Source organism: Limisphaera sp. VF-2 (assembly GCF_049537125.1).
Taxonomy (GTDB): Bacteria; Verrucomicrobiota; Verrucomicrobiia; order Limisphaerales; family Limisphaeraceae; genus Limisphaera.
The window spans coordinates 997,066-1,023,621 of the sequence record NZ_JBMVQY010000001.1 but is presented as its reverse complement, the minus strand read 5'-3'; the positions used below and the strand labels follow the sequence as shown (position 1 = coordinate 1,023,621).

Genomic DNA, 26,556 nt, shown 5'->3' with positions numbered 1-26,556 from the left:
TCCGGCCGCGCCGGCCCAGGCGGGGGATTCTGCCATGCCCGTCTCGGCGTACATCCTGTTGTGTCCCGTGGCCGCTCAACCGGCGTTGCGGGAAGCGCTGGCCCGCTTGCCGGGGGTCGAGGTGGGAGCGGCTCATGAACGGGGCCTGGCCGTGGCGGTGGAGACACCGGACGAGACCGCGGCGGAGGCCATGGGACGTCAACTGGCGGCGCTTCCCGGCGTCCGCGAGGCGGTTCTGGTGTATCACCATTTCGAGGACTTCTGGAGTTCCAGTGCGCGTGAAGAGGTTCATTCAAGCCCATGAAAACGTTTCGTGACGACAAGCAGGGGGCTTCCAGCCGGCGGGAGTTTTTGAAGCAGATGGCGCTGGCGGTGGCCGGCAGCGTCCTGACCGGCGGCCGGATTCCGGTGGCCGCGTCGGCCTCGGCGGGCCCCGAGGGACTGACCTGGCAGAAGGCCCCTTGCCGCTTTTGTGGCACGGGTTGCGGCGTGTTGGTGGGGGTGAAGGACGGCCGGGTGGTGGCGGTGCAGGGCGATGTGGAGAGTCCCGTCAACCGCGGGCTGTTGTGTGCCAAGGGTTATCATGTGGGCCTGGCCCTGTACGGCAGGGACCGCCTGACCACGCCACTCCTCCGGCGCAACGGAAAGCTGGAGCCGACCACATGGGAGGAGGCCATCGACCGCATCGCGCGGGAAATCCTGCGGAGCCCGTCCACGTTTGCCTTTTACGGATCGGGGCAGTGGACGATTTGCGAGGGCTACGCGGTGATGAAGTTCATGAAGGGGGGGCTGAGCAACAATCACGTGGATCCGAACGCGCGGCTGTGCATGGCCAGTGCGGTGGTGGGGATGCTGACGACCTACGGCGTGGACGAGCCCAGCGGGTGTTACGATGATTTCGACCTGGCCGACACGGTCATTCTCTGGGGCAACAACATGGCCGAGATGCATCCGGTGCTCTGGTCCCGGATCGTGGACCGGCGCACCCGGGGCGAGAAGGTGGAGATCATCGACCTTGCCACGCGGCGCACGCGCACGACGGAGGAGGCCGACCACTACATCGAGTTCAAGCCCCAGGGGGATCTGGCCATCGCCAACGGCATCTGCCATCTGCTGATCAAGTCCGGTCGGTACGACCGGGAGTGGGTGACCCGGCACTGTCACTTCCGCAAGGGCGGCGACGCCGAGGGCGAGCCGATGACGTTCGAGGAGTTTGCCGAGTGGCTGGAAACCTACACCCCGGAATACGTGCGAAAGGTGGCCGGGGTGAGGCCGGACCAGTTGCAGTTACTGGCCGATCGATTTGCGGACCCGCAGCGGCGCGTGTTGTCGCTCTGGTGCATGGGGGTGAACCAGCACACCCGGGGCACGTGGATGAACAACCTCATTTACAACGTGCATTTCCTCAGCGGCAAGTTTGGCAAACCGGGCAGCACGGCCTTTTCGCTGACCGGTCAACCCAGCGCCTGCGGAACCTGCCGGGAGGTGGGCACGCTGGGCCATGCGTTGCCCGGAGGCCGGTTGGTGGCCAACGAGGAACACCGGCGCCAGTGCGAAGAACTGTGGAAGCTGCCGCCCGGTCGCCTCAACCCCACGCCCGGCCATCATGCCGTGGCCCTGTTCGAGGCCCTGGCGCGCGGCGAGCTGACCGGAGTGTGGATCCAGGTCACCAATCCCGCGCAGTCTCTGCCGCATCTGGGCAAACTGACGGATCGCCTGCGCGAACGGTTCGTGGTGGTTTCCGACGTGTATCCCACGGCAACGACGGAGCTGGCCACGGTGGTGCTGCCCTCGGCGATGTGGGTGGAGAAGAACGGGATGTACGGCAACAGCGAACGGCGCACGCAGCAGTGGTTCAAAATGGTGGAGCCTCCGGGACAGGCCCGGGACGATGTCTGGCAGGTCATTGCCGTGGCGCGGCGGCTTTATGAGCTGGGGCATCCCGGCATGAAAAATCGTGACGGCGAATTCCTGTTCACGTACCGGGACGAAACGGGCCGACCCCTGGAGATCTGGAACTGGGAGGTCTTCCGCAAGGTCAACGTGGATCGGCTGCTCTACGAGGAGTACCGGCCCTTCACGGAGATGAAGAAGTATTGCCTGGCCCCGTATGACGAGCTGGTGAAGGCCCGCGGATTGCGCTGGCCGGTGGTGCGCGACGCCTCCGGGCAATGGCGCGAGACGGCCCGCCGGTTTGTCGAGGGCGAGGATCCGTTCGTGACGCCGGGACGGGGCGTGGATTTTTACTGGGGCAAGCTCAAGGACGGCAGGGCGCTGATCTGGGCCCGACCCTACGAGCCGCCGCCCGAGGTGCCCGACGATCAGTATCCGTTCTGGCTGTGCACGGGCCGGGTGCTGGAACACTGGCACACCGGGACCATGACGCGACGTGTCCCGCAGCTGCATCGTGCCATGCCGGCGGCCTATGTGGAACTCAACGCGGAGGATGCGGCGCGGCTGGGAATCCGCAATGGCGACCGGGTCCGGATCCGTTCCCGTCGCGGGGAAATTGTGTTGCCAGCGCGGATCCACGGGCGGGGTTCCCCGGCGCGCGGTTCGGTGTTTGTGCCGTTTTTTGCGGAGGAATCGCTGATCAACCGTTTGACCCTGGAAGCCCACTGTCCGCTGTCCAAAGAGCCCGATTACAAGAAATGCGCGGTTGCGATCGAAAAGGTCTAGGCGCCGTGCCTCCGGCAGCGGTGGGGCGGAGGGCCGGTTCCGCGGGCGGGCCGGGCTTCGCCGGCTTGAGCCGGGCCGGGAGGCCACGGCGGCGGACCGTGAGAAACAATTGGACCATGCAACTTGCTGTGCGCATGTGGGCATTGGGTGGGTGTCTGGCGATGGTGATCGCCGCATGGGGAGTTCGCGCGGCGGACCCCGGGGCCGGGAGCTCGACGGCTGAAGGCTCGGTCGGGGGACCGGCCGCGGCTCTGGTGCAGCGCCCGGTGGGCAAGCCGGGGCCCGATTCGAGCGCGGATACCAACCGCTCTTCCACGCGTGCCTTTTGGGGAGCGCCGCCCCTGATGCCCCATGCCTTTGCCGGGGACCGCGACGGCCGTTACTGCCTGGAATGTCACGCCCGCGAGGACCGGATTGAGAAACGCCAACGGGCCATCGCGCCAGTTCCCCATGCGGAATTCACCCAGTGCCAGCAGTGTCACGTGAGCGGCGTCCAGCGCGACCTCCCCCCGTTCCGGGAGAATGTTTTCACCGGAAGGACGCCGCCGGGCAAGGGCAGCCGGGCGCATCCCTGGGCTCCGCCCACCGTTCCGCATGGACTGTTCATGCGGGAGAACTGTCTCAGTTGTCATGGCCCGGCAGGGCATCAGAGGATTGCCACCTCGCATCCGTGGCGGTCCCAGTGCCTGCAGTGTCACGTGGCCGAGGCGGACCGGGAGCCGGGGTTGCCGGTGATGGTTTGGCGCAGGGATTCCTTCCCGTGAACGAGGACCGGAGAAAGGAGTTCGAGACTTCTGCCGGGTCTGCAGTACCGGAGCCGGCGGATGCGGCGGCACTGCGGCGGTTGTCGGCGGAGCAACTGGAGGCGCTGGGACAGACCAGCCTTCGGGAACATTTGCGGGCTCAGGCGGTGGTGGCGCATGCCAGGTACGCACCGTTGACCGCCGAAAAGCTGCCGACGTTCCTGCGGGATCCGGACTGTGTCCGGTATCCGGTGCGGTTGGTTTTCGAGTTCGGCGAGATGGCGGCGCACCAGTTTGCCGAACCGGGCATGGATTTTCGGGATCCGACGGGGCAGGGCCGGGTGCTGTACTTGCGTCCCTGCCTTCGGGAACGCCCCGAGTGGGTGGTGCTGGCGGTGGCGTACATGATCCCGGTGATCAATTACGGACCGGTGATCACGGACGAGCACTGCCTGCTGTATGGGGCCACGTTGCTGGGCCTGATGGAAGAGGAGTTCTATCGTCGGGTCTGTGAAATGGCGGATGGGTGCGGTGTGGAAGCCCGGTGGCCGGAGCAACCCGGCTGCGGTGCCGGCGGGACGTTCCGGGGCTCCATGCGCTGAAGCCCCGGGCGCGATGTTGCTCCGGAGGGCAGACCGCGCACCCGGGCCCGCGGAGCGGATGGTGCCCAGGGGGTTCGGGCGATCCGTGTCCCGGACCGGCGCTCTGCATCCCTTCCCCGAGCGCCTGCCTTCCAGAGTTCGTGTCACCGGTGATGGACGGGGGACCGGAGGCACGGGTTTCGGCAGATGGCGTGTTGAGACCGCCCGGCGGGATTGAACACTCACGGGGACGGAAGGGCGTCCGCCGCCGGCCGGTCTTCGGCCAGGGCGCCACCGGGCCGAGCTTAGGGTTGCGGCGCGCGTCTGCGAGGCGTGGCTTGCCTTGGATGGTTCGGGATCTACACTCCGCGCCTCGCATGTTGGACCTGAGCGTGTTGAATCCGCAGCAGCGGGAGGCGGTGGAGACGTTGGACGGACCGGTGCTGGTACTGGCCGGGGCCGGCACGGGCAAAACGCGCGTGATCACCTACCGGATTGCCCATTTGATCGCGCGCGGCGTGCCGCCGGACCGGATCCTGGCGGTTACCTTCACCAACAAGGCCGCCCGGGAAATGCTGGAACGGGTGAACGAGTTGTTGAAGGCACGGCGGGCGGGGCGGGGCGGTCGGGAGACGGCCCGCGATGCGCGGCCGTTGCTCTGCACGTTTCACAGTTTTGGGGTGCGGCTGTTGCGGCGGTACATCGAGCGACTGGGGTACAAGCGCAACTTCGTCATTTATTCGGAATCCGATCAGTTGGCACTGGTCCGGAGGATCCTGGGCCGGTTTTCCGGGACCGGGCCGGCGGTCGATCCCGCGGCGGTCCTGGCCTGGTTGAGCCGGTGGCGAAATGGCGACCGGAGCGTGCCGGATCGACTGGGCGAGGAAACGCGGCCGCTGGCGGAGCGGGTTCGGGCGGCCTACGAGGCCGGGCTGCGGGCGTGCAATGCGGTGGACTTCGACGATCTGCTGTTGTTGCCGCTGCGTTTGTTTCGCGAGCAGCTGGACGTGCTGGCGGAGTGTCAGGAGCAGTATCGGTACGTGTTGGTGGACGAGTACCAGGACACCAATGCCGTGCAGTTCGAACTCCTGCGACTGCTGGCCGGGCGCCATCGGAATTTGTGCGTGGTCGGGGATGACGATCAGAGCATTTATGGGTGGCGCGGCGCGGAGCTGTCGAATCTGCTGGATCTGGAGCAGCATTTCCCCGGGCTGCGAGTGATCCGGCTGGAGCAGAACTATCGTTCGACGAACACGATTCTGCGTGCGGCGAATGCGTTGATTCGCAACAACGCGCGACGGCGGCCGAAGCAGTTGTGGTCGCGCAAGGGGGAGGGGTCGAAGATCAAGGTGCGGGTGTTTGCGAACGAGGAGGAGGAGGCGGCCGGCGTGGTGGAGGAGATCGAGGCGCGGCGGTTGGGGCGGCGGATACCATGGTCGGCACATGCGATTCTGTTCCGGACGAACACGCAGGCGCGGCCGCTGGAGACGGCGCTGCGGCGGGCGGGAGTGCGGTATCGGGTGGTGGGGGGGCAGAGCTTTTTCGATCGACGGGAGATCAAGGACGTGGTGGCGTGGATGAAGACGCTGGTGAATCCGGAGGACGACATCAGCCTGTTGCGCATTGCCAATGTGCCGCCGCGGGGGCTGGGGGAGGAGACGATGGAGCGGTTGTTGGCGCGGAGCGTGGAGCGGCATTGTTCGGTGTACGCGGTGTTGCAGGAGGCGGTGTCGGACGAGGCCCTGCCGGGTCGGACCCGGCAGGCGGTGCAGGGGTTGGTGGGCTTGATCGAGGGGGCACGGGCAGAATTGGCGGGGCTGGACGGGGCGGAGTTGCCGGAGTGGCTGCAGGGGTTTTTGGATCGGCTGGGCTATTTTGCGCTGGTGCGGCGCACGGAGAAGGATGCGGAGGCAGGGGAGAACCGGGTACGGAATGTGAAAGAGTTTCTGGCGGCGCTGGGAGAGCCGGAGAATTCGGGCAACGGGGCGCCGGAGACTTCGGTCGAGCGGCTGCAGCGGTTTCTGGAGGAGGTGAGTCTGGATGCGGAGCGGCAGGAGGAGGACGAGGCGGCTTCCGCGGGGGATGCGGTGACCTTGATTACGATGCACAGCTGCAAAGGGCTGGAGTTCCCGCACGTGTTCATCGTGGGTTTGGAGGAGGGGTTGTTGCCGCACAGTCGCTCGGTGGCGGAAGGCTCGATCGAAGAGGAGCGACGTTTGTTTTACGTGGCAGTGACGCGCGCCATGGAGACGCTGCATTTGAGCCATTGCAGCGCGCGGCGGAAGTACGGGGAGTGGACGCCGTGTCATCCGAGCCGCTTTTTGCGGGAGTTGCCGACGGAGCTGCTTGAGACGGAGTCGGGGCGGTCCAAGCCGGTGGATGCGGCGGCGGCGCGGGACTGGTTTGCCCGGATGCGCGAGGCGGTGGGCTGAAGGGGAATGCCCGGGGACGCGTCCCGGCGGGAGGCGTGGGGCGGGGTGCCTTCAAGGGGCGGCGTGGGGATCTTCGCCGCGCAGGTGGGCCAGGGCCTCGAGGATGGCGGGCCGGAGGATGTTCAGGCATTCGCGGACGGCGGTGGGTTTGCCGGGCAGATTGATGATGAGGCAACGGCCGCGTGTCCCGGCGGTGGCGCGCGAGAGGATGGCGGTGGGGACGCGGGCAAAGCTGTGGAGGCGCATGGCTTCGCCGAAGCCGGGCAGTTCGCGTTCCAGCACGGCGCGGGTGGCTTCGGGCGTGACATCGCGCGGGGTGATGCCGGTGCCGCCGGTGGTGATGATGAGATCGCAACCTTCCTGGTCGGCCCATTGTCTCAGGCAGGCGGCGATTTGGTCGGGCTCGTCGGGAACCACGGCCGCCAGGAACGTGCAGGGCATGCCGAGGGTTTCGCGGAGGATGCGTTCGATTTCGGGGCCGCTGCGATCTTCATAGATGCCGGCGCTGGCGCGGTCGCTGGCAGTGAGGCGGCCGATGCGGATCGGGCGGGGCTGCGCCGGCTGCGGGGGAACCTGGGCGTGGGGACGACTCATGACTTGGTTTTTTCCAAAAGTCGGATCTGGTCGATGCGCATGGTTTTGTCCACCGCTTTGCACATGTCGTAGAGGGTGAGAGCCGCGACGCTGACCCCGGTGAGGGCTTCCATTTCGACGCCGGTGGGTGCGGTGGTTTCGGCGGTGCAGGTGACTTCAATGCGGTCGCGCCGGACGCGGAATTCGACGGCGACGTGGGTGAGGGCGAGCGGGTGACAGAGCGGGATGAGCTCGGCGGTGCGTTTGGCGGCCTGGATGCCGGCGATTTGGGCGACGGTGAGAACATCGCCCTTGGGCAGGGCGTGTTTCCGGAGGGCGCGGATGGTGGCCGGTTGGCAGAGCAACACGCCGGTGGCGACGGCGCGTCGGTGTTGTGCCGGTTTCTGGCCGACGTTGACCATGTGGGCCGCGCCGGTGGCGTCCAGGTGGGTAAGGGCCGGTTTGGGTGGGGTTCGTTTCATACTGGGGCGTCCGGGAGAAAGGCCACGCGACTGCCGGCCTGTGGCGGCACGGTTTCTGCCGGCACGCGCAGCAGGGCATTGGCGGTGGCCAGGGCCGTCAGGTCGCCGGAGCTTTGCCAGCGCAACGGGACGATTCGGGCCCGACCGTCGGGGTCCAGTTCCCAGCGGGCCGGCCAGAAGACCTCATGGGCGCTGGTCGACTCGGGCAGGGAATCGGCAAGGGTGGCGGTTTGCCAGGGTTCGGGCACGGGCCGGGCGCCGTCCCAGGCGAGCAATGCGGTCCGGACGTAAAGGTGAAGGCAGACGAAGTGGGCCAGGGGATTGCCGGGCAGGCCGAAGGCGAGGGCCGGGCCGCGGCGGGCAACGATCAGGGGTCGGCCCGGTCGGGTGCGGATCTTGTGCAGGAGGATTTCGTAGCCGCATTGTTCGAGGAGGCGGCGGGTGAAGTCGTGCGGGCCGACGCTGGCGCCGCCCGAGATCAGGAGCAGGTCCACGGGTTCGGATTGGCGGCGGATGGGTTCGAGGGCGGCCAGCGCGACGTGCTCGTCTTCGGGCAGGCGCAGTTGGAGGGGCTCGATGTTCCAGCGCGCAAGAAAGGCGCGTACGAGCGTGGAATTGGAGTCGCGGATCTGGCCGGGGTTCGGTGATCGGGCAGGCTCGACGAGTTCGTTGCCGGTGACCAGGTGCCAGACCCTGGGGCGACGCGTGACCGTGGGTTGGAGGTGGCCGACGCTGGCCAGGAGGGCAAGTGTGCCAGGGCCGACGAGGGTTCCTGCGGGCGCGAGCAACCTCCCAGCCGGCGCGTCCTCGCCACGGCGACGGATGAATCTTTCCGCGGGACGGGATCGCAGGAGGATGGTGTCGCCGTGTTCCTCGACGAACTCGCGGGGAACCACCTGCAGGTCGGCAGCGGGGAGGGCGGCGCCGGTGGCGATGGCCACGGCCTGGCCCGGTTGGAGCTGGCGGGGGCGCCAGTCGCCGGCGCGCAGCCGATCCACGATTTGGAACCGTGGCCCGGGGTCGTCCCAACGGATGGCGAAGCCGTCCATGGCCGAGCGGTCGAAGGGCGGGAGATCTTCCGGAGCCAACACGGCCTGACGCAATCGCCGACCGAGCGCGGCTGGCAGCGGCACTGTTTCGGCGGGCAGGGGTGGGCAAAGCTCGACGAGCAGCCGTCGGACGGCATCTGCGGTCCAGTCCTGGGTGGTGCTGGAGGTCATGATCGCATCGTTGGACTTGCCCCGGGGCGCCGCAGCGGGCGTCGGGGTTGCGACGGTACGGAGAGCGGGCAGCCGAGGCAAGCGCGTGCGTCGTGGGAGGGAGCAGGCACGGGCTTTTGGTGGATCGGGCGCGTTTTCCGAACGGAGAAGCGCCGTCGGTGCGCGCGCGGAGTGGGCGCGGCCATGTATGGTCCGTGAGCAGCGGCCTTCAGACGTCGTATTTTTTGAAGAATCGCCTTCGGGACTCCGATTCGTCCTCCGAGGCCCGGGCCGGTCCGGTGGTGGATGTGGAATCGGCGGGGGTCGCAGAAGGGGCGGGCTGTCCGGGGGCGGGGGCGTCGGCCGGACCTTCGGGGGCTCGGGATTCCGTCTGGGCGCCGGCTTGTTCCACCGCATCCACGAAGGAGAGCCGCAGCTGCATGAGGGTGTCGCGGAGCAGTCGGGACTCTTCGGGCAAGAGGTTCCCGCGGGTTTTGACTTCGAGCATCTCGAGCTGGTCGATGAACATCTGGGCGGCGTCGAAGTCGCGGTGGGTTTGGCCGGTCTGGGGGTTGGGGACGCGTCCCATCATGACCATGGCCAAATCGGCCAGCTGGAGGACCAGGCGAGCGAACAGGGCGGAGTGCCGTTCGGAACCGGGCGACGACTCCCGTGGCCCCTCATCGGCATTTCCATTGTCGCGGCCAACATATCCACCGAGCAAATGGTGGGCATGGCCGGTCAGGCGGCGGGTGCGGTCGGCCTGGCCGTCAGCGCCTGGCAACTGGTGGGGTCCGTGGGGATCGTGATCATCGCCTGGACCCTCTGGCCCCGATTCTTGCGAGCGGGGATTTACACCATGCCGGAGTTCCTCGAGTACCGGTACAACGCCGCCGCACGGGTGCTGATGGCCACGCTGACCGTGCTGATCTACGCGTTGGTGATGTTGCCCGCCGTGCTGTATTCCGGGGGCGTCACCCTGCGCACGTTGACCGGACTGGATCTGCGAACCGCGGTTTGGACCATCGGCACGATCGGCGCCCTTTACACCACCCTGGGCGGCCTCCGCGCCATCGCCTGGGCCGATCTTGTGCAGGGTCTGGCTTTGCTCGTCGGCGGGCTGCTCGTGTTCGGTCTGGGCCTGCACGCCGTGGGGGGCTGGACCGCCTTTCGGGCCTTTCACGCCGAGCACCTGCACATGGTCCTTCCCGACAGCCACCCGGAACTCCCGTGGACAGGCATCGTCTCCGGCATGTGGATCGTGATCCTCTACTACTGCGGCCTCAACCAGTTCATCGTTCAGCGCAACCTGGCGGCACGCTCGGTCGCCGATGGCCAGCTGGGCATGATCCTGGCCGGCGGACTCTGGCTGTTGGTGCCGTTCGCCATCGTCATGCCCGGCCTGATTGCGCGCCAATTGTACGGGACGGAGTTGGGCGACCAACCCGACCGCGCCTTCCCCCTGCTCATTCGCGACCTCGTTCCTCCCGGCCTGCGCGGATTCATCTGCGCCGCCGTCGCCGGCGCCGTCATCAGCACGCTGGCCTCCCTGCTCAATTCCGTTGCCACCATCGCCACCATGGACATTTACCGGCGCTGGCTGCATCCCGGAGCCTCCCAGCCCACGTTGGTCTGGTGCGGCCGCCTGCTCACCGTCCTGAGCATGACTGTGGCCTGTGCCATCGCCCCGGTGCTGGAGGAGCCCCGCTTCGGCGGGGTGTTCCGTTTCATCCAGCAGTTTCAGGGCTATATCTGGCCCGGCGTGGTGGCAGCCTTTCTGTTCGGGTTGCTGGTGGAACGCGCGCCCGCCAGCGCCGGTGTGACGGCCCTCGTGGCCGGACCACTGTTGTACGGGCTATTCCAACACTTTGCCCCGTCCCTCCATTTCCTGATTCAGGTGGCCCTGGCCTTCAGCCTTGTCCTGGCCCTGATGAGTCTGTTGACTCTGTGGCGCCCACTGGCCCAGCCCCGCCGGTTGCCGGAACGACCCGACCTCGACCTCCGGCAGTCCCCGGCGGTCACCTGGGCGGGCTGGATGGTCATTGCCGGGGTTGCTTGGTTCTTTTTGGCCTTTTGGTAAACATGGATCGCCCATGACAAAGCCCCTGCTGTTTGCCCTGGCCCTGGGCCTGGTTCCGCTGGCCGGATCGGCGCAGGTGCACCACCTGAGCCTGGCGGGACGATGGCGCTTCGCTCTCGATCCGGAGGATGTCGGGGAACAACAAGCCTGGTACACGCGTGTCTTGCCCGACCGCGTCCGCCTGCCGGGAAATCTCCCGGCCCAGGGCATCGGCGACCCCATCTCCACCAACACTCCCTGGACCGGCAGTATCTTCGATCGCTCCTGGTTCCACGCACCCGAGTACGCGCGCTACCGCGAACCGGGCCGGGTCAAGGTGCCGTTCTGGTTACAGCCCGACCGCTACTACGCCGGGCCCGCCTGGTATCAGTACGACCTGCACATCCCGCAGCGCTGGTGCGGCCGTCATGTGCGCCTCGTCCTGGAGCGGCCCCATTGGGAAACCCGGGTCTGGATCAATGAACGGGCCGTGGGGACCAACCGATCCCTCAGCACGCCGCACGTGTACGACCTCGGACCGCTGCCGCCCGGACGCCACAGGGTCACCCTCCGCGTGGACAATCGCCGAATCGTGGATATTGGCGAGAACTCGCATGCCATCAGCGACCACACGCAAGGCAACTGGAATGGAATCGTTGGACGCGTCGAGCTCCAGGCCCTGCCCCCGGTTTGGGTGGAAGGGTTGCAGGTGTATCCCCAGGTGCCGTCCAGATCGGTGCGCGTCCGGGTCACGCTCACCAACGCCACCGCGACCTCGTTCGAAGGCACGCTGAGCCTGGAGGTTCGGCGATCCGACCGGCGTTCCGTGCCCGCCCGGACCCATCCCGTGCAATTCCGTGGAGCGCAGTGGGAGGCCGAGTTCGAAGTCCCCCTCGGGGACGATGCTCCTCTCTGGGACGAGTTCCATCCCGCGCTGCACACCCTTCAGCTCCAGCTCCGCGGCCGCCTCGGGGACCAGCCCCTGCACCACTCCCGCGCGGTGCGTTTCGGACTCCGCGAAATCCACACCGACGGCAACCGGCTTCTCATGAACGGGCGCCCGTTGTTCATTCGCGGCACGCTCGAGTGCGCCATCTTTCCCCGGACCGGCGATCCGCCCACTGACGAAGCAGAATGGCGCCGCATCATCCGGGTGGCCAAGGCGCACGGCCTCAACCTGTTTCGATTCCATTCGTGGTGTCCCCCCGAAGCCGCCTTCACCGCCGCGGACGAGCTGGGGTTTTACCTGCAGGTGGAAACCTGCTGGCCCAACCAATCGACGACTCTGGGCGACGGCAAGCCCGTGGACGCATGGGTGTACGAGGAAACGGATCGCATCCTGCAAGCCTACGGCAATCACCCGTCCTTTCTCTTCATGGCCCACGGCAACGAGCCCGGCGGTCGCAACGCCAACGCGTTCCTCCGCAAATACGTGGCCCACTACAAAGCCCGCGACCCCCGCCGACTCTGGACGAGCGGTTCCGGCTGGCCGCAACTGCCCGAAAACCAGTTTCATGTCAGCCCCGACCCGCGCATCCAGGCCTGGGGCGCGGGCCTCAACTCGCGCATCAACGCCCGGCCGCCGGAGACCACCACCGATTACCGGGACTACATCGCCCGCCGCTCCGTGCCGGTCATCAGTCACGAAATCGGGCAATGGTGCGTCTATCCCAACCTGGCCGAGCGCAGCAAATACACCGGCTATCTGAAGGCCAAAAACTTCGACATTTTCGAGGACCGTCTGCGCGAACAGGGCCTGCTCCCCCTGGCCCCTGCATTTCTCCACGCCAGCGGTCGCCTCCAGGCCCTTTGCTACAAGGAAGACATCGAAGCCGCCCTGCGCACCCCGAACATGGGCGGATTCCACCTGCTGGATCTTCACGATTTCCCCGGCCAGGGAACCGCGTTGGTGGGTGTCCTCGACCCCTTCTGGGAACCGAAAGGCTACCTCACGGCCGCCGAGTTTCGCCGCTTCTGCAACGCCACGGTGCCGTTGGCCCGGCTGGCCCGACGCGTCTTCACCACGGAAGATTCCCTGGAGGCGCATCTGGAGGCCGCCCACTTTGGCCCATCCCCCCTCTCGCAGGTGGAGGTGCGTGCCCGCCTCCTCACCGATCAGGGCCGGACCCTGCGCTCCGAAACGTTCCACCTCGCGCACCTGCCCCTGGGCAACGGCCTGCCCCTGGGACGGATCGAATGGACCCTCCATGATCTGCCCGCACCCGCACGGTACCGACTTGTCCTCAGCCTGGCCGGTCGAACCGAGCGGCCCGACGCGCGGAATCGACCCGCCGGCTTCGAAAACGACTGGGACGTGTGGATCTACCCTGCGAAGCCGCCCCCCGACCCGGACGGTGTCCTGGTGACCAACCGCTTCGACGCCACGGTCCGGGCCCACTTGGCTGCCGGGGGGCGTGTCCTGTTGACGGTACCCGGTCGCCTGGTTCGGAACTATGACGAGGCTCCTGTCAAACTCGGGTTTTCCAGCATTTTCTGGAACACGGCGTGGACGGGCCGCCAGGCGCCAACCACGCTGGGCATCCTCTGCAACCCACGCCACCCGGCCCTGGCCGCCTTTCCCACCGACAGCCACAGCAACTGGCAATGGTGGTACCTCGTGCACCGCGCCGGTGCACTCCGCCTGGATTTGTTGCCGCCGCAGACCGATCCCATCGTTCGCGTCATCGACGACTGGTTCACCGCACGGCCCCTTGCGCTGATCGTGGAGGGTCGTGTCGGTCCGGGTCGCCTCGTCATTTGCGGGTTCGACTTGACCGGTGCTCTGCCCGATCCCGTCTCCCGGCAGATGCGCGCCAGCTTGACCGCCTATCTGGCGTCCTCTCGGTGTCGCCCCCGCACGGAGTTCACGCCGGCGCAGATCGAGTCGCTGTTCCGACAGCCGCGGGACGAGGTCCTCTCCGCGGCAAGGATCTTCGCCTCCAGCGAACAGCCGGGTTACGAAGCCGCTCGCGCCATCGACGGGGATCCTGACACCTTGTGGCACACGCCCTGGGGTGAGCATGCGCCTGCATTTCCCCACGAATTACGGTTGGAATGGCCCACGCCACAACGCATTGCGGGAGTCACAGTGCTGCCGCGCCGGGACGGAAACCGCAACGGATGGATCCGCCGCTGGGAAATCTGCGTGCGTGAGCCGGGCCGGCATCAATGGAGTCCACCCCTCGTCTCCGGCCAATGGTCTGCCGATGCCGAGCCCAAAACAGTGCGCTTTCCCCGGCCTCTCGAAGTGGAAGCCCTGTTGCTCCGCGCCCTGGACGGACACGCTGACGGTCCCTGGGCGTCGCTGGCCGAGCTCACGGTCCTCGGCCCCTGACATCATTCCCCACGAAAGCCGGCGCCCGCCAGGGCACGCGAAACGGACTCCGGAGCTCGGGGCTCGGGACGGCGTCGTGGGACCTTTCAAGACGGCTTCTGGCCGGGTGCGGCAGCGGGCAATCCCGGCGACTCTCGCAAGATCGGCTCCAACGCCGCGGCCCACTTCGCGTAGCCCGCCGCGTTGGGGTGTAACAGGTCGGGAAACTCCTCCGGCCGGGCATTCCCCTCGGCATCTGCAAAGGGTGTCCAGGTGTCGCACCGACGACACTGTGGAAACTCCCGCACCAACTCATCCACTCGTGCGTTCAACCGTTGGATCTTGTCCGCCGGCCGTTGTCGGCTCGCGTGGCTCGGCATGACCTTGCACACGATCACCGGCATTTTCGGATTGGCCTTGCGACACGCCTCCAGAATCGCGCGCAGATTCGCCACCACGTCCTCCGGATCCGCGCCCAGACCGATGTCGTTGGTGCCGATCAACAACACAATCGCCGCGGGATCCAGATCCAGCACGTCCTCCTGCAGCCGATACAACACCCCGCGCGTGGTGTCCCCGCTGATCCCGCGATTCGCGCATTTCCACTGCGCAAATCGCCGGGCCAGGTCATTCCACCCTTGCGTGATCGAGTCGCCCAAAAACACAATCGCCCCCCGATCCGCCTCCCGGCGCGCCCGAAACTCGGCACGTCGCTGCGACCACACCTTGTCGAACCAGTCCCCACGCTGCACCGGGCCCCGACCCGGCAGCATTTCCGCAGTCGGTGCACGGTCCACGCCCGGCCGCAGCTCTGCCGGTGCCTGCGCCAGCGAGGCTGCCCCCGCCACAACCATCCATCCCGCCACGATCAGCAGCCGCCATGAACGGCCCCCGGTTTGTTTGCCCATCACGGTCGAGTTCATCGCATCTCCCTCTCGCACATCAGCCGGAATCGATCTTCCCAAACGGATCCGCCGTTGCCCGGCGCCGCGGAATTCATCCGCGAGGGGAATCCCGCCACGGTCCCGCGCTCGCATCGGGGTGGCCCGCCGGGGGTTCCTCGCGGAACTGAATGTCCACGATCAAATCCTCCGCGATCTGCTCGATGCTTTGTCGCAACGCATCCAACGGACATCGCGGCGGCAACGCCACCAGAAACGTGGCCTGGAAAATGGGTTCGCCGGACATGGCCGCGCTGCGGCATTCGCTTTTGAGTTCCTCCACGTTCACACCGGCTTCCGCCAGGGCATGCGCGATCTGCCGCACAATCCCCGGTCGATCCTGCCCCACCACCTCCAAATGTCCCGCTCGCCAGCCCGAAGGCCGCTCCAGGGACTCGTCCGCGTGCACCACCACGGTCAACCCCTGCTCCGCCAGATCGGCCAGCGCCCGTTCCAGGGCCGCCCGCTGCTCCACCGGCACGCTCACCCGCAGGATCCCGGCAAACTGCCCGCCCAGACGCGCCATCCGGCTTTCCAACCAGTTGCCCCCGTGCCGTGCAATCGCCTCGGCCACCGAGTCCACCAGCCCGGGGCGGTCCCGGCCCAACACCGTCATCACCAGCAGGGCCTGCATGGGTCCACTGGTAGGAGATGCTCCCGCATCTGGCAAGGCCGCAATCCCGCTGCCCATGATCCGCCGAACCCTCGGGTCAAGAGGCCGTGGGCCGCAGCAGAGGCCGCCCTTGCCGCTCCGACATGGCCGCAACCCGTTCGCATTCTGCAGCGCTCACAGCAGCATCCCCGCCACGCAGGCGGTCGAGTAAGTGGCCAGCACCCCGCCCAGCATCGCTCGCACCCCCAGCCGCGCCATCTCCGGCCGCCGTTCCGGTGCCAGGGAACCGATGCCGCCCACCTGGATGGCAATACTGGTGAAGTTGGCGAAGCCACAAAGCGCATAAGTCGCCAGGGTAAACCCGCGGTCGGTCAGTACCGTATCCGGGTGCGTCAGCGTGGCGTAGCCGATGAATTCATTCAGCACGATTCGCTCCCCCAGAATCCGTCCCACCATCACGCAATCCTGCGCGGGCACGCCCAGCAACCAGGCAAACGGCGCGTGCTACCAACCCAACAACCCCTGCAGGGTCACCGGCTGCTCCACCCCCAAGCGCGTTTGCGGCCAGGCCAGCAGTGCGTTCACCAGCGCCACCACCGCCACGAACGCAATCAACATCGCCAGCACGTTCAACGACAGCCGCAAGCCCTCTGCCGCTCCCTGGCACAGCGCATCCAGGCTGTTCACCGTGGTTCGGGGTGGGTCCTGCAGATGGCCCGCCGCCGTTTCGCTCACTTCCGTCTCCGGCACCAGAATCTTCGAAATCAGCAACGCCGCCGGCGCGTTGAGCACCGAGGCAGTGAGCAAATGGCCTGCCATCTCCGGGTGTCCCGCCTCCGCTCCCATGCGCGCATACACCGCCGCCACCCCGCCCGCGATCGTCGCCATGCCACCGGTCATCAAGCAAAGCAGCTCGCTCCGCGTCATCCGCGGGATGTACGGTCGCACCAACAAGGGGGCCTCGGTCTGACCCATGAACACGTTGGCCGCGGCCGACAGCGTTTCGGCCCCGCTGGTGCCCATCAGCCGCCGCATCCCCCACGCCATCGCCCGCACCACCCGCTGCAGCACGCCCCAGTGATACAACAGCGACGACAGACTCGAGACCAGAATGATCGTGCCCGACACGAGAATCGCAAACACCAGTCCCCGCCCGGCGAACACCTGGTTCATCGCCGCCGAATCCGCCAGGGGCCCGAAGACAAACCGACAGCCCTCCTCCGCAAAAACCGTCAACGCCCGAATAGCCTCCCCGGTCGCCCGAAACACCGCCTGTCCCCAGGCCGTCCGCAACAACAGCAATGCCAGGCCAAACTGCAGCGCCAGACCCCACAACACCGTCCGCCAGGGAAAGCGCCGACGCGCACTGGACAGTACCCACGCCAGCCCCAGCCAACACCCCAGACCCAGCAGGCTCACCAGCCTCAACCCCCAGGCGCTTTCGTCCATGGTCGATTCCCCGTCCCTCGCAACTCGCTTCGCCCGATCCGTCCGGAGGCCCCGCGGTCAGGCCGCCGGCCACCCGGCAGGTCTCCCGGTTCAGGGCTCCGCTCGCCCGCCCCGGCGCTCCACTTCCGCCCACAAATACCGAAACGAGCGCGCAAACATCGCTGGTTCCGTCCGCACCCACCGCGAAATCACCCCCGGATCGAACCAGGCCCCGTCCTCGATCTCTTCCGAGGACCACTGAAACGGCCCGCCATGTTCCAAACGGTACACCCAGACGAATTCCTGATCCGTCTCCGGACAGGCCTCGAGTTTGAACCATCGCTGCGGCGGCGCCGCCAACTCCACCCCCAACTCCTCCCGCAATTCCCGCACCGCCGCCGCGTCGTACGCTTCGCCCGCATCCACATGCCCCGAGGCCGAGGAATCCCACAAGCCCGGCTCCCGGTCCTTCCAACGCGACCGCTTTTGCAGGAACAACTGACCCCGTCCGTTGAACACCAGCACATGCACCGCCCGGTGTCGCAACCCCCGCGCGTGCACCTCCGCCCGGGGCGCCCGGCCCACCACCTCATCCCGCTCGTTCACCACGTCGAACCATTCCATGCTCATGCACTCAGCTCCCGCGCCAGGGCAACGTATTGCTCCAGCGTCACCGCTTCCCCGCGCACCTCCCGCGACAACCCCACCGCGTCGAACGCCCGTACCAGCAAAGACTCCGGCCACTCCGAACGCAACAATTTGAACATCTGCTTGCGCCGTTGCGAAAACGCACGTCGCACCAGACGCAAAAACACCCCGTGCAACGCTTCCGGCACCCGTTCGGGTTCGCACCGCTCCAAGACCACGCACGCAGAGTCCACGCGCGGCACCGGGAAAAAACATGCGGCCGGGATCCGGAACCGCTGCCGTGGCTCATACGAACGCTGCACCAACAGGCTCAACAGCCCGTAGGCCGACTCCCCTCCGCGCGCCATCAGCCGATCCGCCACCTCCGCCTGCACGGTCACCACCAGCCGGCGCGGCCGCTGCGGCAACCCCGCCATTTCCACCAGCAGCGGCGACGCCACCGAGTACGGCAGATTCGAGACCACCACCCACGGCCGCCAGTCCCGCTGTTCCCGCCGCAAAAACGCCAGCGCATCGTCCACCACCAATTCCAGCTCCTCCCGCGGCCCCAGCCGCTGCCGCAACAACTCCGCCAGACGCGCGTCCTTCTCGATCGCCAGCACCCGACACCCCTGCGCCAGCAAACGCTCCGTCAACGGCCCCAACCCCGGCCCGATCTCCAGCACGGGCGTGTCCGGCCGGAGTTCCGCCATCGACACCATCCGGTCCAGCACCCGCCCGTCATGCATGAAGTGCTGCCCCAGCCGACGCGTCAAACGCACGCCGTGCCCCTCCAACAACGCGCGCATCTCCGAACGCTTCATCGCCTCCCCCGCGTCCCCGCCGTTACCTGCCGCACCGCCTCGCGCAGCGATTCCTCCAGCGCCGTCACCGCCCGCTCCAACCATCGCTGCGGCACCGTCAGCGGCGGCGTCCACGCCAACACCTCGCCCGCCGCGCCCTCCGGCAACATCAGGAATCCCCGTTCCAGCATGCGCTTCAACGTCTCCACCACCACGGCCGTCGCGGGCCGGCCGTCCCGCCAGCGAAGTTCCATCCCCACCATCAGCCCCAATCCCCGCACCTCCCGTTCCAGGCCGGGCAGCCCCGGCAGCGCGCGCAACCGCTCCATCAACCACTCCCCCACACGGGCTGCGCGCGCCGCCAGCTTCAGCCGATGCAACTCCTCCAGGTGCGCCAGCGCCATCGCGCATCCCACCGGATGACCTTGGAAGGTACTCGTGTGCAGGGCCTCCCCTTCCGACGCCGGCCACGCCGCATCCATCACCTCCGCCCGCCCTACACACGCCGACAACGGAAAACCGCCCGTCAGGGCCTTGCCCAAACAAATCAAGTCCGGCACCACGCGGGAATGCTCACACGCAAACCACGCACCCGTCCGCCCAAACCCGGTGAAAACCTCGTCCACCACCAACAACGCTCCCCGCGCCTCACACCACTGCCGCAACATCGGCAAAAACTCCGGAGGCGGCACCCGAATGCCTCCCCGACCCTGCACCGGTTCCACCAACACCGCCCCCACCGGACGGCGCCGATGGGCCCGATCCAGTTGGACCCACACCTCGTCCAAATCCGCCGCTCGCCGAGGGTACGTCACGAACGACCCGAACCTCCGCAACTGCGCCTCGAACGGGCGCCAAAAATACTCCCGGTGCGTCACGTTCAACGCCCCATATCCCAGCCCGTGATAACTGCCCTCGAACGCCACCACCCCGGCGCGCCCGGTCGCCCGCATCGCGGTCTTCAACGCCACCTCCACCGCCTCGAAGCCCGAACAACCTAAGATCACCCGCCCGTGCGCCCGCCGCGTCGTCCCGCGCGTCCAGCGCTCGTAGGTCCAACGGCTCAACGCCCGCGCCAGTTCCACCTTCGGCGGATGCGGATGCACATCGCCCATGCCATGCAACAACCGCCGTGCCTGGGTGCAGGCCGCCCGCACCACCTTCGGGTTCGCATGCCCCGCCGCCGCCACCCCAAATGCCGCCGTCAAATCCAGGTAGCGGCGGCCCTCCACATCCCACACCCAGACCCCGCGCGCCCGCTCCCAGACCACCGGCCAACGCCCGTCCGGATCCACGAACGTCACATTCCGCGCCTCGTACCGCGCCAACCGCCTCAACCAATCAGCGTTGCCGCCCATGGCCGTGGTATTCAAAGCTCCGGTGGCCGCGTCCAGGACACGTCAATCCCCCGCCGACCTTCCGACCGGGGCCGCTCCGATGCCTGCATGAACACGCCTCCGCCACCCTACACGCCCCGTTGATCCGCGGGCCAGATCCACTTGTGCAGCTGGGCCTGAAATCGCACCGGCAACGCATCCGCCAGAATCCGCTCCGCCAACTCTCTCCGTGTCAGCGGCCGGTGCCCCTCCGGCACCGGCTTCAGGCTTGGGTCCATCTGCGCCGGCGTCAGCGGATGGACCCACGAAATCAACACCGGACAACGACGGGCCAGGTCCCGACTCCGGATTTGCTCCCGCGCCCACTCGTAATCCTCGACCGTCCCGATCACGAACTTGAGTTCGTCAGTGGGCCGCAGCCACTCCAGGTTCTCCCATCGATTCCGATCCAGCTCGCCACTACTCGGACATTTCACGTCCACGATCCGGTGCACCCGCGGATCCACCCGGGAAATGTCCAGAGCACCACTGGTCTCCAGCAACACCGTGAACCCGTCGTCGCACAGCTCCCGCATCAGAAGCAGCGAACCGGCCTGCGCCAGAGGTTCCCCACCGGTCACTTCCACCAGGGGCAGGCGCACGCCCGGGCCGTCCTCCCGACACACGCGCAACCCCGACCGCCGAAACGGCTCGGCCAACGCGTGCACCCGCTGGCGCACCTCGGCGCGCGTCATGCGGCGCCCCTCCCGAAACGCATAAGCCGTGTCACAATACGAACAGCGCAGCGGACAACCCGTCAGCCGCACAAACACACAAGGCAGCCCCGTCCAGCTGCTTTCGCCCTGGACACTGTAAAAGATTTCGTTGACCACCAGACTGTCGTCCGACATCGGCGCCTACTCTTCCGCAACCGCGGCCGGTTGACAACCGCGAACCCCCCGGGTGCACGCCCCACCGACAGGACAGGGAATCGACCCGCAGCCTCCGCGCCGGCGGCCCCGGTTTGGCGTTCCCACGCCGATCGACCCAGCCCGTGCCACAGCCCTTGCGCTCTGCCCTCGCACCGCCTCACCCCTTGCGCCCGCGGGCAGGTCCCCTAAATTGACGGAGTGAACGTGCCCTGTGAACTGCCGATTATGATACTGCCGGAAGCAACGCTGTTCCCGCAGTCGTTGCTGCCGCTGTACATTTTCGAGCCCCGCTACCGCCAGATGCTGGCCGACGTGTTGGCCACCCACCGCATGTTCGTCGTGGTCATGCAACGCCTCTACACCACGCGCGAGATGCCCCTGCCCGTCGGCGGGCTCGGACTGGTGCGGGCCGCCGTCACCCACCCCGACGGCACCTCGCACCTGATCCTGCAAGGGCTCAGCCGGGTCAGAATCTGCGAGACCGTCCGCTACAAACCTTACCGAATCCAACGCATCGAACCCTTCCCCAGCGAGCCCGCCCCCGCCGAAGTCCTCAAACCCCTCCTCCAACAAGTCCAGCACCTCGTCCGAAAGCAGATCCAAACCAATCTGGCCCTCAACGGTACCCCGTTCTGGTTTTCCAACGGAGAAAGCACCCCCCTCGGTCCCTGTTCCGAAGTCACCGCACGACAGCTTTTGGAATTCGTCTCCCGGTTGCACGACCCCGAATGCGTGGCCGACCTTGTCGGCGCCACTCTCGTTCGTGACCCCTGTATGCGCCAGCTGTTGCTGGGCACCGCCAACGTGGCCCAGCGACTGGAAATCCTGGCCGGGATCCTGCGCGAACAGCTCGCCCAGGGCCCGGGCAAGAAAGGCTGAATCCCCTCGTCGAGACGATGCCCGAGACCGAAACAGCTTCCCAGCACCAGCCCGAGGCCGGCCAAAAAGTAATCCACGCTGGTCCAGGAACTGCCCGGCGCGCGACGGCTTTTCCAGGTGCCGAGTCCCACCACGAGGGCAAGAAACCCCGCGAACGTGGCCAGATCCCAGAGGGTCAGCTGCATGGGGCACTCCCGGCTGGCATGGGGCACGTTCGGTTTTGCAACTCCTCCCACAGGTCGAGTGCCTCGGCCTGGGCGGGATCTTCGCGCAGGATGCGTCGTAGCAGAGTCCGGGCGCGGGCGGGATGGCCGAGCCCCCAAAGTGCCTGTGCCTCCATCAATCGGCCGTGATTGCGCTGCCGGGTCCGGAGGTCATCGACGAAAAGCAGCATGGTGGGCAGGGAGGTGGCGAAATAATCGATGCGCGCGGGCTGACGTTGGCGGCGGCGGGCATAATCGAGCAGCGCTTGCAACAGTCGGCGCGCGCGGTCGGGGTGGCCCAGGCGTTGCCATGCCAGCGCAGCGTAAACGGTTTTTTCGCTGAAGGGTTGGACGCTCATCTCCTGGAAATCCCGTTCCAAGGCCGCGGCTCGTCGCCAATGGCGCCGGGCCACCCCCGAATCGCCCAATGCGGCCCGGGCGCATCCCAGCCAGTAATGGACGTCCGCGACATTGGCCAGCAAATGACGCGCCTCGCCCAGGTTCGGCGGTGGTTCCAGAGCGGCTTGGAAGTGGGCGGCCGCCTCGGCCGAGCGGCCCTGGCGCAGGGCACGGCGCCCCAGGACCAGATGCGTCCGCATCCACTGGCCCAGGACCTGACCTTCGCCGCCTTCCCAGGGTTGGAAGCGTCGGCGTTGCAGAAGTGACAGCGCCGCTTCAGGCCGACCGGTTTGGTTCAAGAGGGCGCAGAGCTCCACGGTCAGGTCATCGCGCTGTTGGACGAGGGCCGGATGACGTTGCAGCTCGCGGAGGCGCCGACGGGGCGAGACGCGGAGGCGTTTCCAAAGTTGGTCGCGTTCGTAGAGCAAGCGGGCGTCCCCGGGGTTGAGCGAGAAGGCGCGCTCATAGGCGCTGCGCGCGCGCCCGGGGCGGTTTTGGACGTTGTAATAAGCAATGCCAAGGTTGCGCCAGACGATGGGAAAGCGGGGATCGAGCCGTGCACTGTGTTCCCAAAGAGCGATGGCTTCTGCGTAACGGCGGCGGTCGAACAGGAGATTGCCCAGGTAGTAAGGGGCCCGCGGGTCTCGTGGCGCGTGGGCCCGGGCGAATTCCAGGACGGCGATCTCTTCCAGACGTGCCGGGAAGCAGTACTCGGGCGGCTGTTTGGCCGCCTGACGGAGCGCTTGTCGGGCTGAGGCCGATTGGCCCTGTCGCCCGTGGAGCCAGGCCAGCGTGTAATACACCAGCGGCGCCACTCCCCAATTCTGGTCGGGCAGCCGGTCCGGCTGCGTTTGAGCCTCGAGAAGTGCGGGGAGATTGGCAGCCACGGCGTGCAGGAGTTCGATGGCTTCCTGGTCAAATCCGGCACGGGCCAGGTCGTGGACGATGTCGAGGGCCGCCTGGGCATCGCGGGTGAGTTCGCGGCGGTGGAGCCATCGAGCCCAGACGTCAAGCGGATCGAGGGCCAGCGTATCGCGGAGGATCTCGACCGCTTCACGATGGCGCCCCAGTCGGCGAAGGACCATGACCTTGAGATTCCGGGCACCGAGGCAGTCGGCATCGAGGCGCAGGCATCGATTCAACTGCTCCAGTGCCCGGTCCCAGGCATGGTTGCAGCAATCCATTTCGGCCAGGGCACGGAGCGCCGCGGCGGCCCAGGCCCCATCCCATGCGGCCTTGGCAAACATGGCCCGGGCTTCGTGCCGGAGGGCTTGCGGATCGGGGTCCGCACCTGCGGCGGGGCGGGCCGCCCTGCCGGATCGGGCCAGGCGCAAGTCGGCGGCAAACCGCAAGCAGAGCCCCAGATGATAGAAAGCTCCGGTGTCTTCGGGGTTGGGATTCCGTGTGGTAAGGCGTTGGATGGCACGGCGGAGGTGGGCGGCGGCAGCGTCGAATTCGCCACGGCCGAGGTGCCAGCGCCCCATGGCCTCATTGCATCGGGCATCGAGCGGATCTCGACGGAGTGCCTCGCGCCAGTAGAGCGTGGGACACCGCGTGGCGTGCCGGTATTGGTCGAGATGGCGGCCGGTGAGATAGAGTTCATCCGGGCTGCGAATCTTTTCCGGGGGTGGCGGTTCGGTCGCCGGCTGGGGAGGGGGTGTGTGCGGGGGCGGCGCCGGCGTGTACACGAGCAATTCCGCGCCGTGGGCATCCAGCACGCGCAACGTAAGATCCGTGAGCCGCGTGTCCGGCGGGAGGGCAACCTGTCGGAGGAAGGCCCGGTCCGGTGCCAGGTCGCATTGAAACCTGGCCCACGGCTTCGCCTTGCGTTCCAGCACGATTTCGAGTTTGGGGTGTGGGCGGGTGACGCAGACGCCGAGCTGAGCGAGGAGGGCGCCGACCCGGGTCGGGCCCCTGGCCCCGGCTGCGAGGTCCGGCGGGTTGGCTGCTTCCCGGGTTGGATGCAGATGCAGGGAGACCGCGGCCTGCAAGTTTGCCTTTTGCACGGGGCCGATGTCGCGAATCGGGTACCAGTACTGGCTCCAGGTCTTGGTCTCGCCCGGGCGGAGGAAACTGAAGTCGGGCTGGTTATCGGTGTAGACGCCGGCCATCAGCTCGATGTAAGGCGGGTAGATGCCAGATTCGTCCGGCTCGGTGAGGTTGCGGTCCCAGGCATACCCGAATTCGTGGTTGCCCCACGTCCACTGTTTCTTGCCGGGGGCGATGTGAGGGTCGGCAACGTGCACCAGGCCCAGGCCGGTGCGGTGGTCGTAGCCGCCGAAGAATTCCCCTTCAGACCGCAGGCACATGTAGCTGCAGGGAGTCGGAATGTTGGCGTACCACCTCAGGTCGTTGGGCGGGTAATCCGGCATCCATGGAGGTGTCTCGACGGCAGGCGCGCGCAAACAACTCCGGCAATGAGGCGGGACGAACTGGCGGGGGACTTCATCCGCGGGCACGCCGTGCCGAGCCCGGCGGGCGTAGTCGATCCCGTAATACGCGCCCCGGGCCAATGGATACGACACGACGGCACGTTTGGCGTGATCGGCCACCCAGGTGACATCGGGAGGAAAGAAGCTTTGATAAGCCTCGTGCACCCGAACCGCCGCGTTGGCCCACCAGAGGAAGGTTTGCACGAACGGCGTGCGATTGTGAGCCCGGACCTTCAAGTGCAGCACGGCCTGATCCGGGTGCAGACACACGCCATGCATGCCTTTCATCCGCTGGAGGGGATCATGGTCGCTGCACCACACGGTGACACTGCCGTCGGGGTGCCGTTCCACGGCGGTTTCCACGGGCAGAAACGTGGCGGGCCGATGGTGTTGGGGCCAGTTGAATTCGATGCCGCCCGAGATCCAGGGGCCGGCCAGTCCCACCAGTGCGGGTTTGATGACCGGCTGGAAGTAGATCAGATCGGCACCGGAGGTTTTGTCCCGGAGTCGGTGCACACGACCGCCCAGCTCGGGCAACACCCAAACCTCGAGCCATCGGTTCTCGAGTCGGACCACCTCCCAGGCCCGGCGGACAGGGGCTTCGGCGATGCGATCGGTGAACGGCAGGGGATAGACCCGACCACTGCTGCCCTGGTAGACGCGTCGTTCCAGAAACATGGGGTTGGGATCCGGTCGCGCGGGCAACCAGGTGGGCAGCTCCAGTCGGAACGAATCTACCCGGACGGCCGGGGAGGGAGTCTGAATCGAGGCCGGTTCGCAAGCGGTGGAGGGGAAGGCGGCGCGGGCCTTCATGGGCGGCGTTCGATTTTGGGTTGGGGCAAATCTCGGCTTGGATTCTTCGGACGCGGTTCAAACTTGCAAGGTCGGGGCCCGGGCGCAAGCCGCGCCCGGCCATACGAGTCGGTGGAGTCGGGGCATCCTCATCAGGTCCCGTGCGAGTCCGGCGTGTCCGTTGGCCGGGGTTGAGAGCGGTCCGAGGCCAACTGTCGGAACAACCGGTCGGCCTGCTCCAGGGATTCGCGGGAACCTATGTCGAACCACAGACCGGGCACGCGCCAGGTGTAAAAGGGGACCCGCGGATACATCCACTGGACCAGCCGACCGGGCTGATCAGGGTTGTTGCCTTCGGCGATGTACTGCTGGATCAGCGGGAGGCTGGCCCGGGGATAGAAGTACAGCGCAATGCCGGTGAGGGTGCTGCGGGGTTGGGCGGGTTTCTCCTCGAAGAACGTGATCCGGCCCTCGGCGTCGGTGCTGATGGCATTGTAGTGGCGGATTTGTTCGAGGTTGCCGACGTCATAAACGCCCAGCACCGGGGCCTGACGCGCCAGGCAGTATTCGCCGAATCCGATGAGGGGCTGGCTGAAGAGATTGTCGCCGGCGACAATGACGAGGTCGTCCTGGAGTTGGTGGGTTTGCAGGACGAAGTGGATGTCACCGATGGCCCCGCGCTTGTTGGCATCATCGGTGGTGCCGTCGTTGATGATGGTGCAGGGGAACGGGGTGCGGCCGGCCTGGGAGCGGGCCCAGGCTTCGAACTGGGGGGCGAAGCGGTCGTTGGTGACGATGTAAACGAGGTCGATTTGACGGAGCGGGGCCAGGGCGCGCAGGACGTGGTTGAGCATCGGTTGGCCGGCGATGGTCAGGAGGGGTTTCGGGGTGTGTAGGGTCAGGGGGTAAAGTCGGGTCGCGTAACCGGCGGCCAACACGATTGCTTTCATGGAGATGGATTAAGGGCTGGAGGGGCAGAAGAAATCAATGGCAAAGCTGCCGGTGGCGCCGCCGGACATCCGAGCTCCTGGAGGTCTTCACTCGAACTGGTGCGATCGCCGTGGAGAATGCCTGCAAGCCGTCTGGCGAAGGGGTCCCATCGCAGGGGATTGCACGGTTGACCCGGTCCC

General features: G+C 67.0%; 20 protein-coding genes and 1 pseudogene. 8 read left to right on the top strand and 13 right to left on the bottom strand.

The annotated features are described in order from the left end of the window. Positions 1–34 precede the first annotated feature (34 nt). The 5 genes from ACPDIT_RS03690 to ACPDIT_RS03670 all read left to right on the top strand — a co-directional run bounded on the left by ACPDIT_RS03690 (position 35) and on the right by ACPDIT_RS03670 (position 6,435). Positions 35–304, top strand: coding sequence for a chaperone NapD (locus ACPDIT_RS03690; protein ID WP_423441660.1), 270 nt, complete (start codon positions 35–37; stop codon positions 302–304). Beyond that, positions 301–2,679, top strand: coding sequence for a molybdopterin-dependent oxidoreductase (locus tag ACPDIT_RS03685; protein ID WP_423441659.1), 2,379 nt, complete (start codon positions 301–303; stop codon positions 2,677–2,679). Before ACPDIT_RS03690 ends, ACPDIT_RS03685 begins: the two co-directional genes overlap by 4 nt. A 116-nt stretch (positions 2,680–2,795) precedes the next feature. Beyond that, positions 2,796–3,443, top strand: coding sequence for a hypothetical protein (locus ACPDIT_RS03680; RefSeq protein ID WP_423441658.1), 648 nt, complete (start codon positions 2,796–2,798; stop codon positions 3,441–3,443). Beyond that, complete coding sequence (locus ACPDIT_RS03675; protein WP_423441657.1) at positions 3,440–4,024, top strand: hypothetical protein; 585 nt, start codon at positions 3,440–3,442, stop codon at positions 4,022–4,024. Before ACPDIT_RS03680 ends, ACPDIT_RS03675 begins: the two co-directional genes overlap by 4 nt. A gap of 356 nt (positions 4,025–4,380) precedes the next feature. Continuing rightward, positions 4,381–6,435 (top strand): ATP-dependent helicase, encoded by a 2,055-nt coding sequence (locus ACPDIT_RS03670; RefSeq protein WP_423441655.1) that lies wholly within the window; start codon positions 4,381–4,383, stop codon positions 6,433–6,435. A 51-nt stretch (positions 6,436–6,486) separates the two neighbouring features. Here the strand turns inward: ACPDIT_RS03670 and mog are convergent, their stop codons facing one another. The 4 genes from mog to ACPDIT_RS03650 all read right to left on the bottom strand — a co-directional run bounded on the left by mog (position 6,487) and on the right by ACPDIT_RS03650 (position 9,413). Then, entirely contained in the window at positions 6,487–7,029 is a 543-nt protein-coding gene (mog, locus tag ACPDIT_RS03665) for a molybdopterin adenylyltransferase (protein WP_423441653.1), read from the bottom strand. Continuing rightward, positions 7,026–7,490 (bottom strand): cyclic pyranopterin monophosphate synthase MoaC, encoded by a 465-nt coding sequence (gene moaC / locus ACPDIT_RS03660; protein ID WP_423441651.1) that lies wholly within the window; start codon positions 7,488–7,490, stop codon positions 7,026–7,028. The genes mog and moaC overlap by 4 nt, the downstream gene beginning before the upstream one ends. Next, the gene (locus tag ACPDIT_RS03655; protein WP_423441649.1) at positions 7,487–8,710 is read right to left on the bottom strand and encodes a molybdopterin molybdotransferase MoeA; all 1,224 of its coding nucleotides are present in this window, start codon (positions 8,708–8,710) and stop codon (positions 7,487–7,489) included. The genes moaC and ACPDIT_RS03655 overlap by 4 nt, the downstream gene beginning before the upstream one ends. A gap of 208 nt (positions 8,711–8,918) precedes the next feature. Beyond that, entirely contained in the window at positions 8,919–9,413 is a 495-nt protein-coding gene (locus ACPDIT_RS03650; RefSeq protein WP_423441647.1) for a DUF1844 domain-containing protein, read from the bottom strand. On the opposite strand from ACPDIT_RS03650, the gene ACPDIT_RS03645 reads away from it, so the two are divergent. Continuing rightward, complete coding sequence (locus ACPDIT_RS03645) at positions 9,333–10,769, top strand: SLC5 family protein (RefSeq protein ID WP_423441645.1); 1,437 nt, start codon at positions 9,333–9,335, stop codon at positions 10,767–10,769. The genes ACPDIT_RS03650 and ACPDIT_RS03645 overlap by 81 nt on opposite strands. Before the next feature lie 13 nt (positions 10,770–10,782). Then, on the top strand, positions 10,783–14,082 hold the full coding sequence (locus ACPDIT_RS03640; protein ID WP_423441643.1) for a discoidin domain-containing protein: 3,300 nt from the start codon (positions 10,783–10,785) through the stop codon (positions 14,080–14,082). Between the two features lie 86 nt (positions 14,083–14,168). Here the strand turns inward: ACPDIT_RS03640 and ACPDIT_RS03635 are convergent, their stop codons facing one another. The 7 genes and pseudogenes from ACPDIT_RS03635 to ACPDIT_RS03605 all read right to left on the bottom strand — a co-directional run bounded on the left by ACPDIT_RS03635 (position 14,169) and on the right by ACPDIT_RS03605 (position 20,700). Then, positions 14,169–14,984, bottom strand: a complete 816-nt coding sequence (locus tag ACPDIT_RS03635) for a GDSL-type esterase/lipase family protein (protein ID WP_423441641.1) — start codon at positions 14,982–14,984, stop codon at positions 14,169–14,171. A gap of 73 nt (positions 14,985–15,057) precedes the next feature. Continuing rightward, positions 15,058–15,636 (bottom strand): glycine cleavage system protein R, encoded by a 579-nt coding sequence (locus tag ACPDIT_RS03630; protein ID WP_423441639.1) that lies wholly within the window; start codon positions 15,634–15,636, stop codon positions 15,058–15,060. A 153-nt stretch (positions 15,637–15,789) separates the two neighbouring features. Beyond that, a pseudogene (locus ACPDIT_RS03625) lies at positions 15,790–17,064 on the bottom strand (NupC/NupG family nucleoside CNT transporter). 90 nt (positions 17,065–17,154) lie between these two features. Further along, complete coding sequence (locus ACPDIT_RS03620) at positions 17,155–17,673, bottom strand: NUDIX hydrolase (RefSeq protein WP_423441637.1); 519 nt, start codon at positions 17,671–17,673, stop codon at positions 17,155–17,157. Next, positions 17,670–18,479, bottom strand: coding sequence for a 16S rRNA (adenine(1518)-N(6)/adenine(1519)-N(6))-dimethyltransferase RsmA (gene rsmA / locus ACPDIT_RS03615; protein ID WP_423441635.1), 810 nt, complete (start codon positions 18,477–18,479; stop codon positions 17,670–17,672). The genes ACPDIT_RS03620 and rsmA overlap by 4 nt, the downstream gene beginning before the upstream one ends. Before the next feature lie 11 nt (positions 18,480–18,490). Then, positions 18,491–19,831, bottom strand: coding sequence for an aspartate aminotransferase family protein (locus tag ACPDIT_RS03610; protein ID WP_423441633.1), 1,341 nt, complete (start codon positions 19,829–19,831; stop codon positions 18,491–18,493). 107 nt (positions 19,832–19,938) lie between these two features. Next, positions 19,939–20,700 (bottom strand): radical SAM protein, encoded by a 762-nt coding sequence (locus tag ACPDIT_RS03605; RefSeq protein WP_423441631.1) that lies wholly within the window; start codon positions 20,698–20,700, stop codon positions 19,939–19,941. A 246-nt stretch (positions 20,701–20,946) separates the two neighbouring features. Between ACPDIT_RS03605 and ACPDIT_RS03600 the strand changes: the two genes are divergently transcribed. Continuing rightward, the gene (locus tag ACPDIT_RS03600; RefSeq protein ID WP_423441629.1) at positions 20,947–21,600 is read left to right on the top strand and encodes an LON peptidase substrate-binding domain-containing protein; all 654 of its coding nucleotides are present in this window, start codon (positions 20,947–20,949) and stop codon (positions 21,598–21,600) included. Between the two features lie 175 nt (positions 21,601–21,775). Here ACPDIT_RS03600 and ACPDIT_RS03595 read toward each other — a convergent pair whose 3' ends face one another. Both ACPDIT_RS03595 and ACPDIT_RS03590 read right to left on the bottom strand, forming a co-directional pair. Beyond that, positions 21,776–25,447: a DUF5107 domain-containing protein gene (locus tag ACPDIT_RS03595; RefSeq protein ID WP_423441627.1), complete on the bottom strand. Its 3,672-nt coding sequence runs from the start codon at positions 25,445–25,447 to the stop codon at positions 21,776–21,778. A gap of 131 nt (positions 25,448–25,578) precedes the next feature. Continuing rightward, complete coding sequence (locus ACPDIT_RS03590) at positions 25,579–26,376, bottom strand: nucleotidyltransferase family protein (RefSeq protein ID WP_423441625.1); 798 nt, start codon at positions 26,374–26,376, stop codon at positions 25,579–25,581. Between the last annotated feature and the right edge of the window lie 180 nt (positions 26,377–26,556).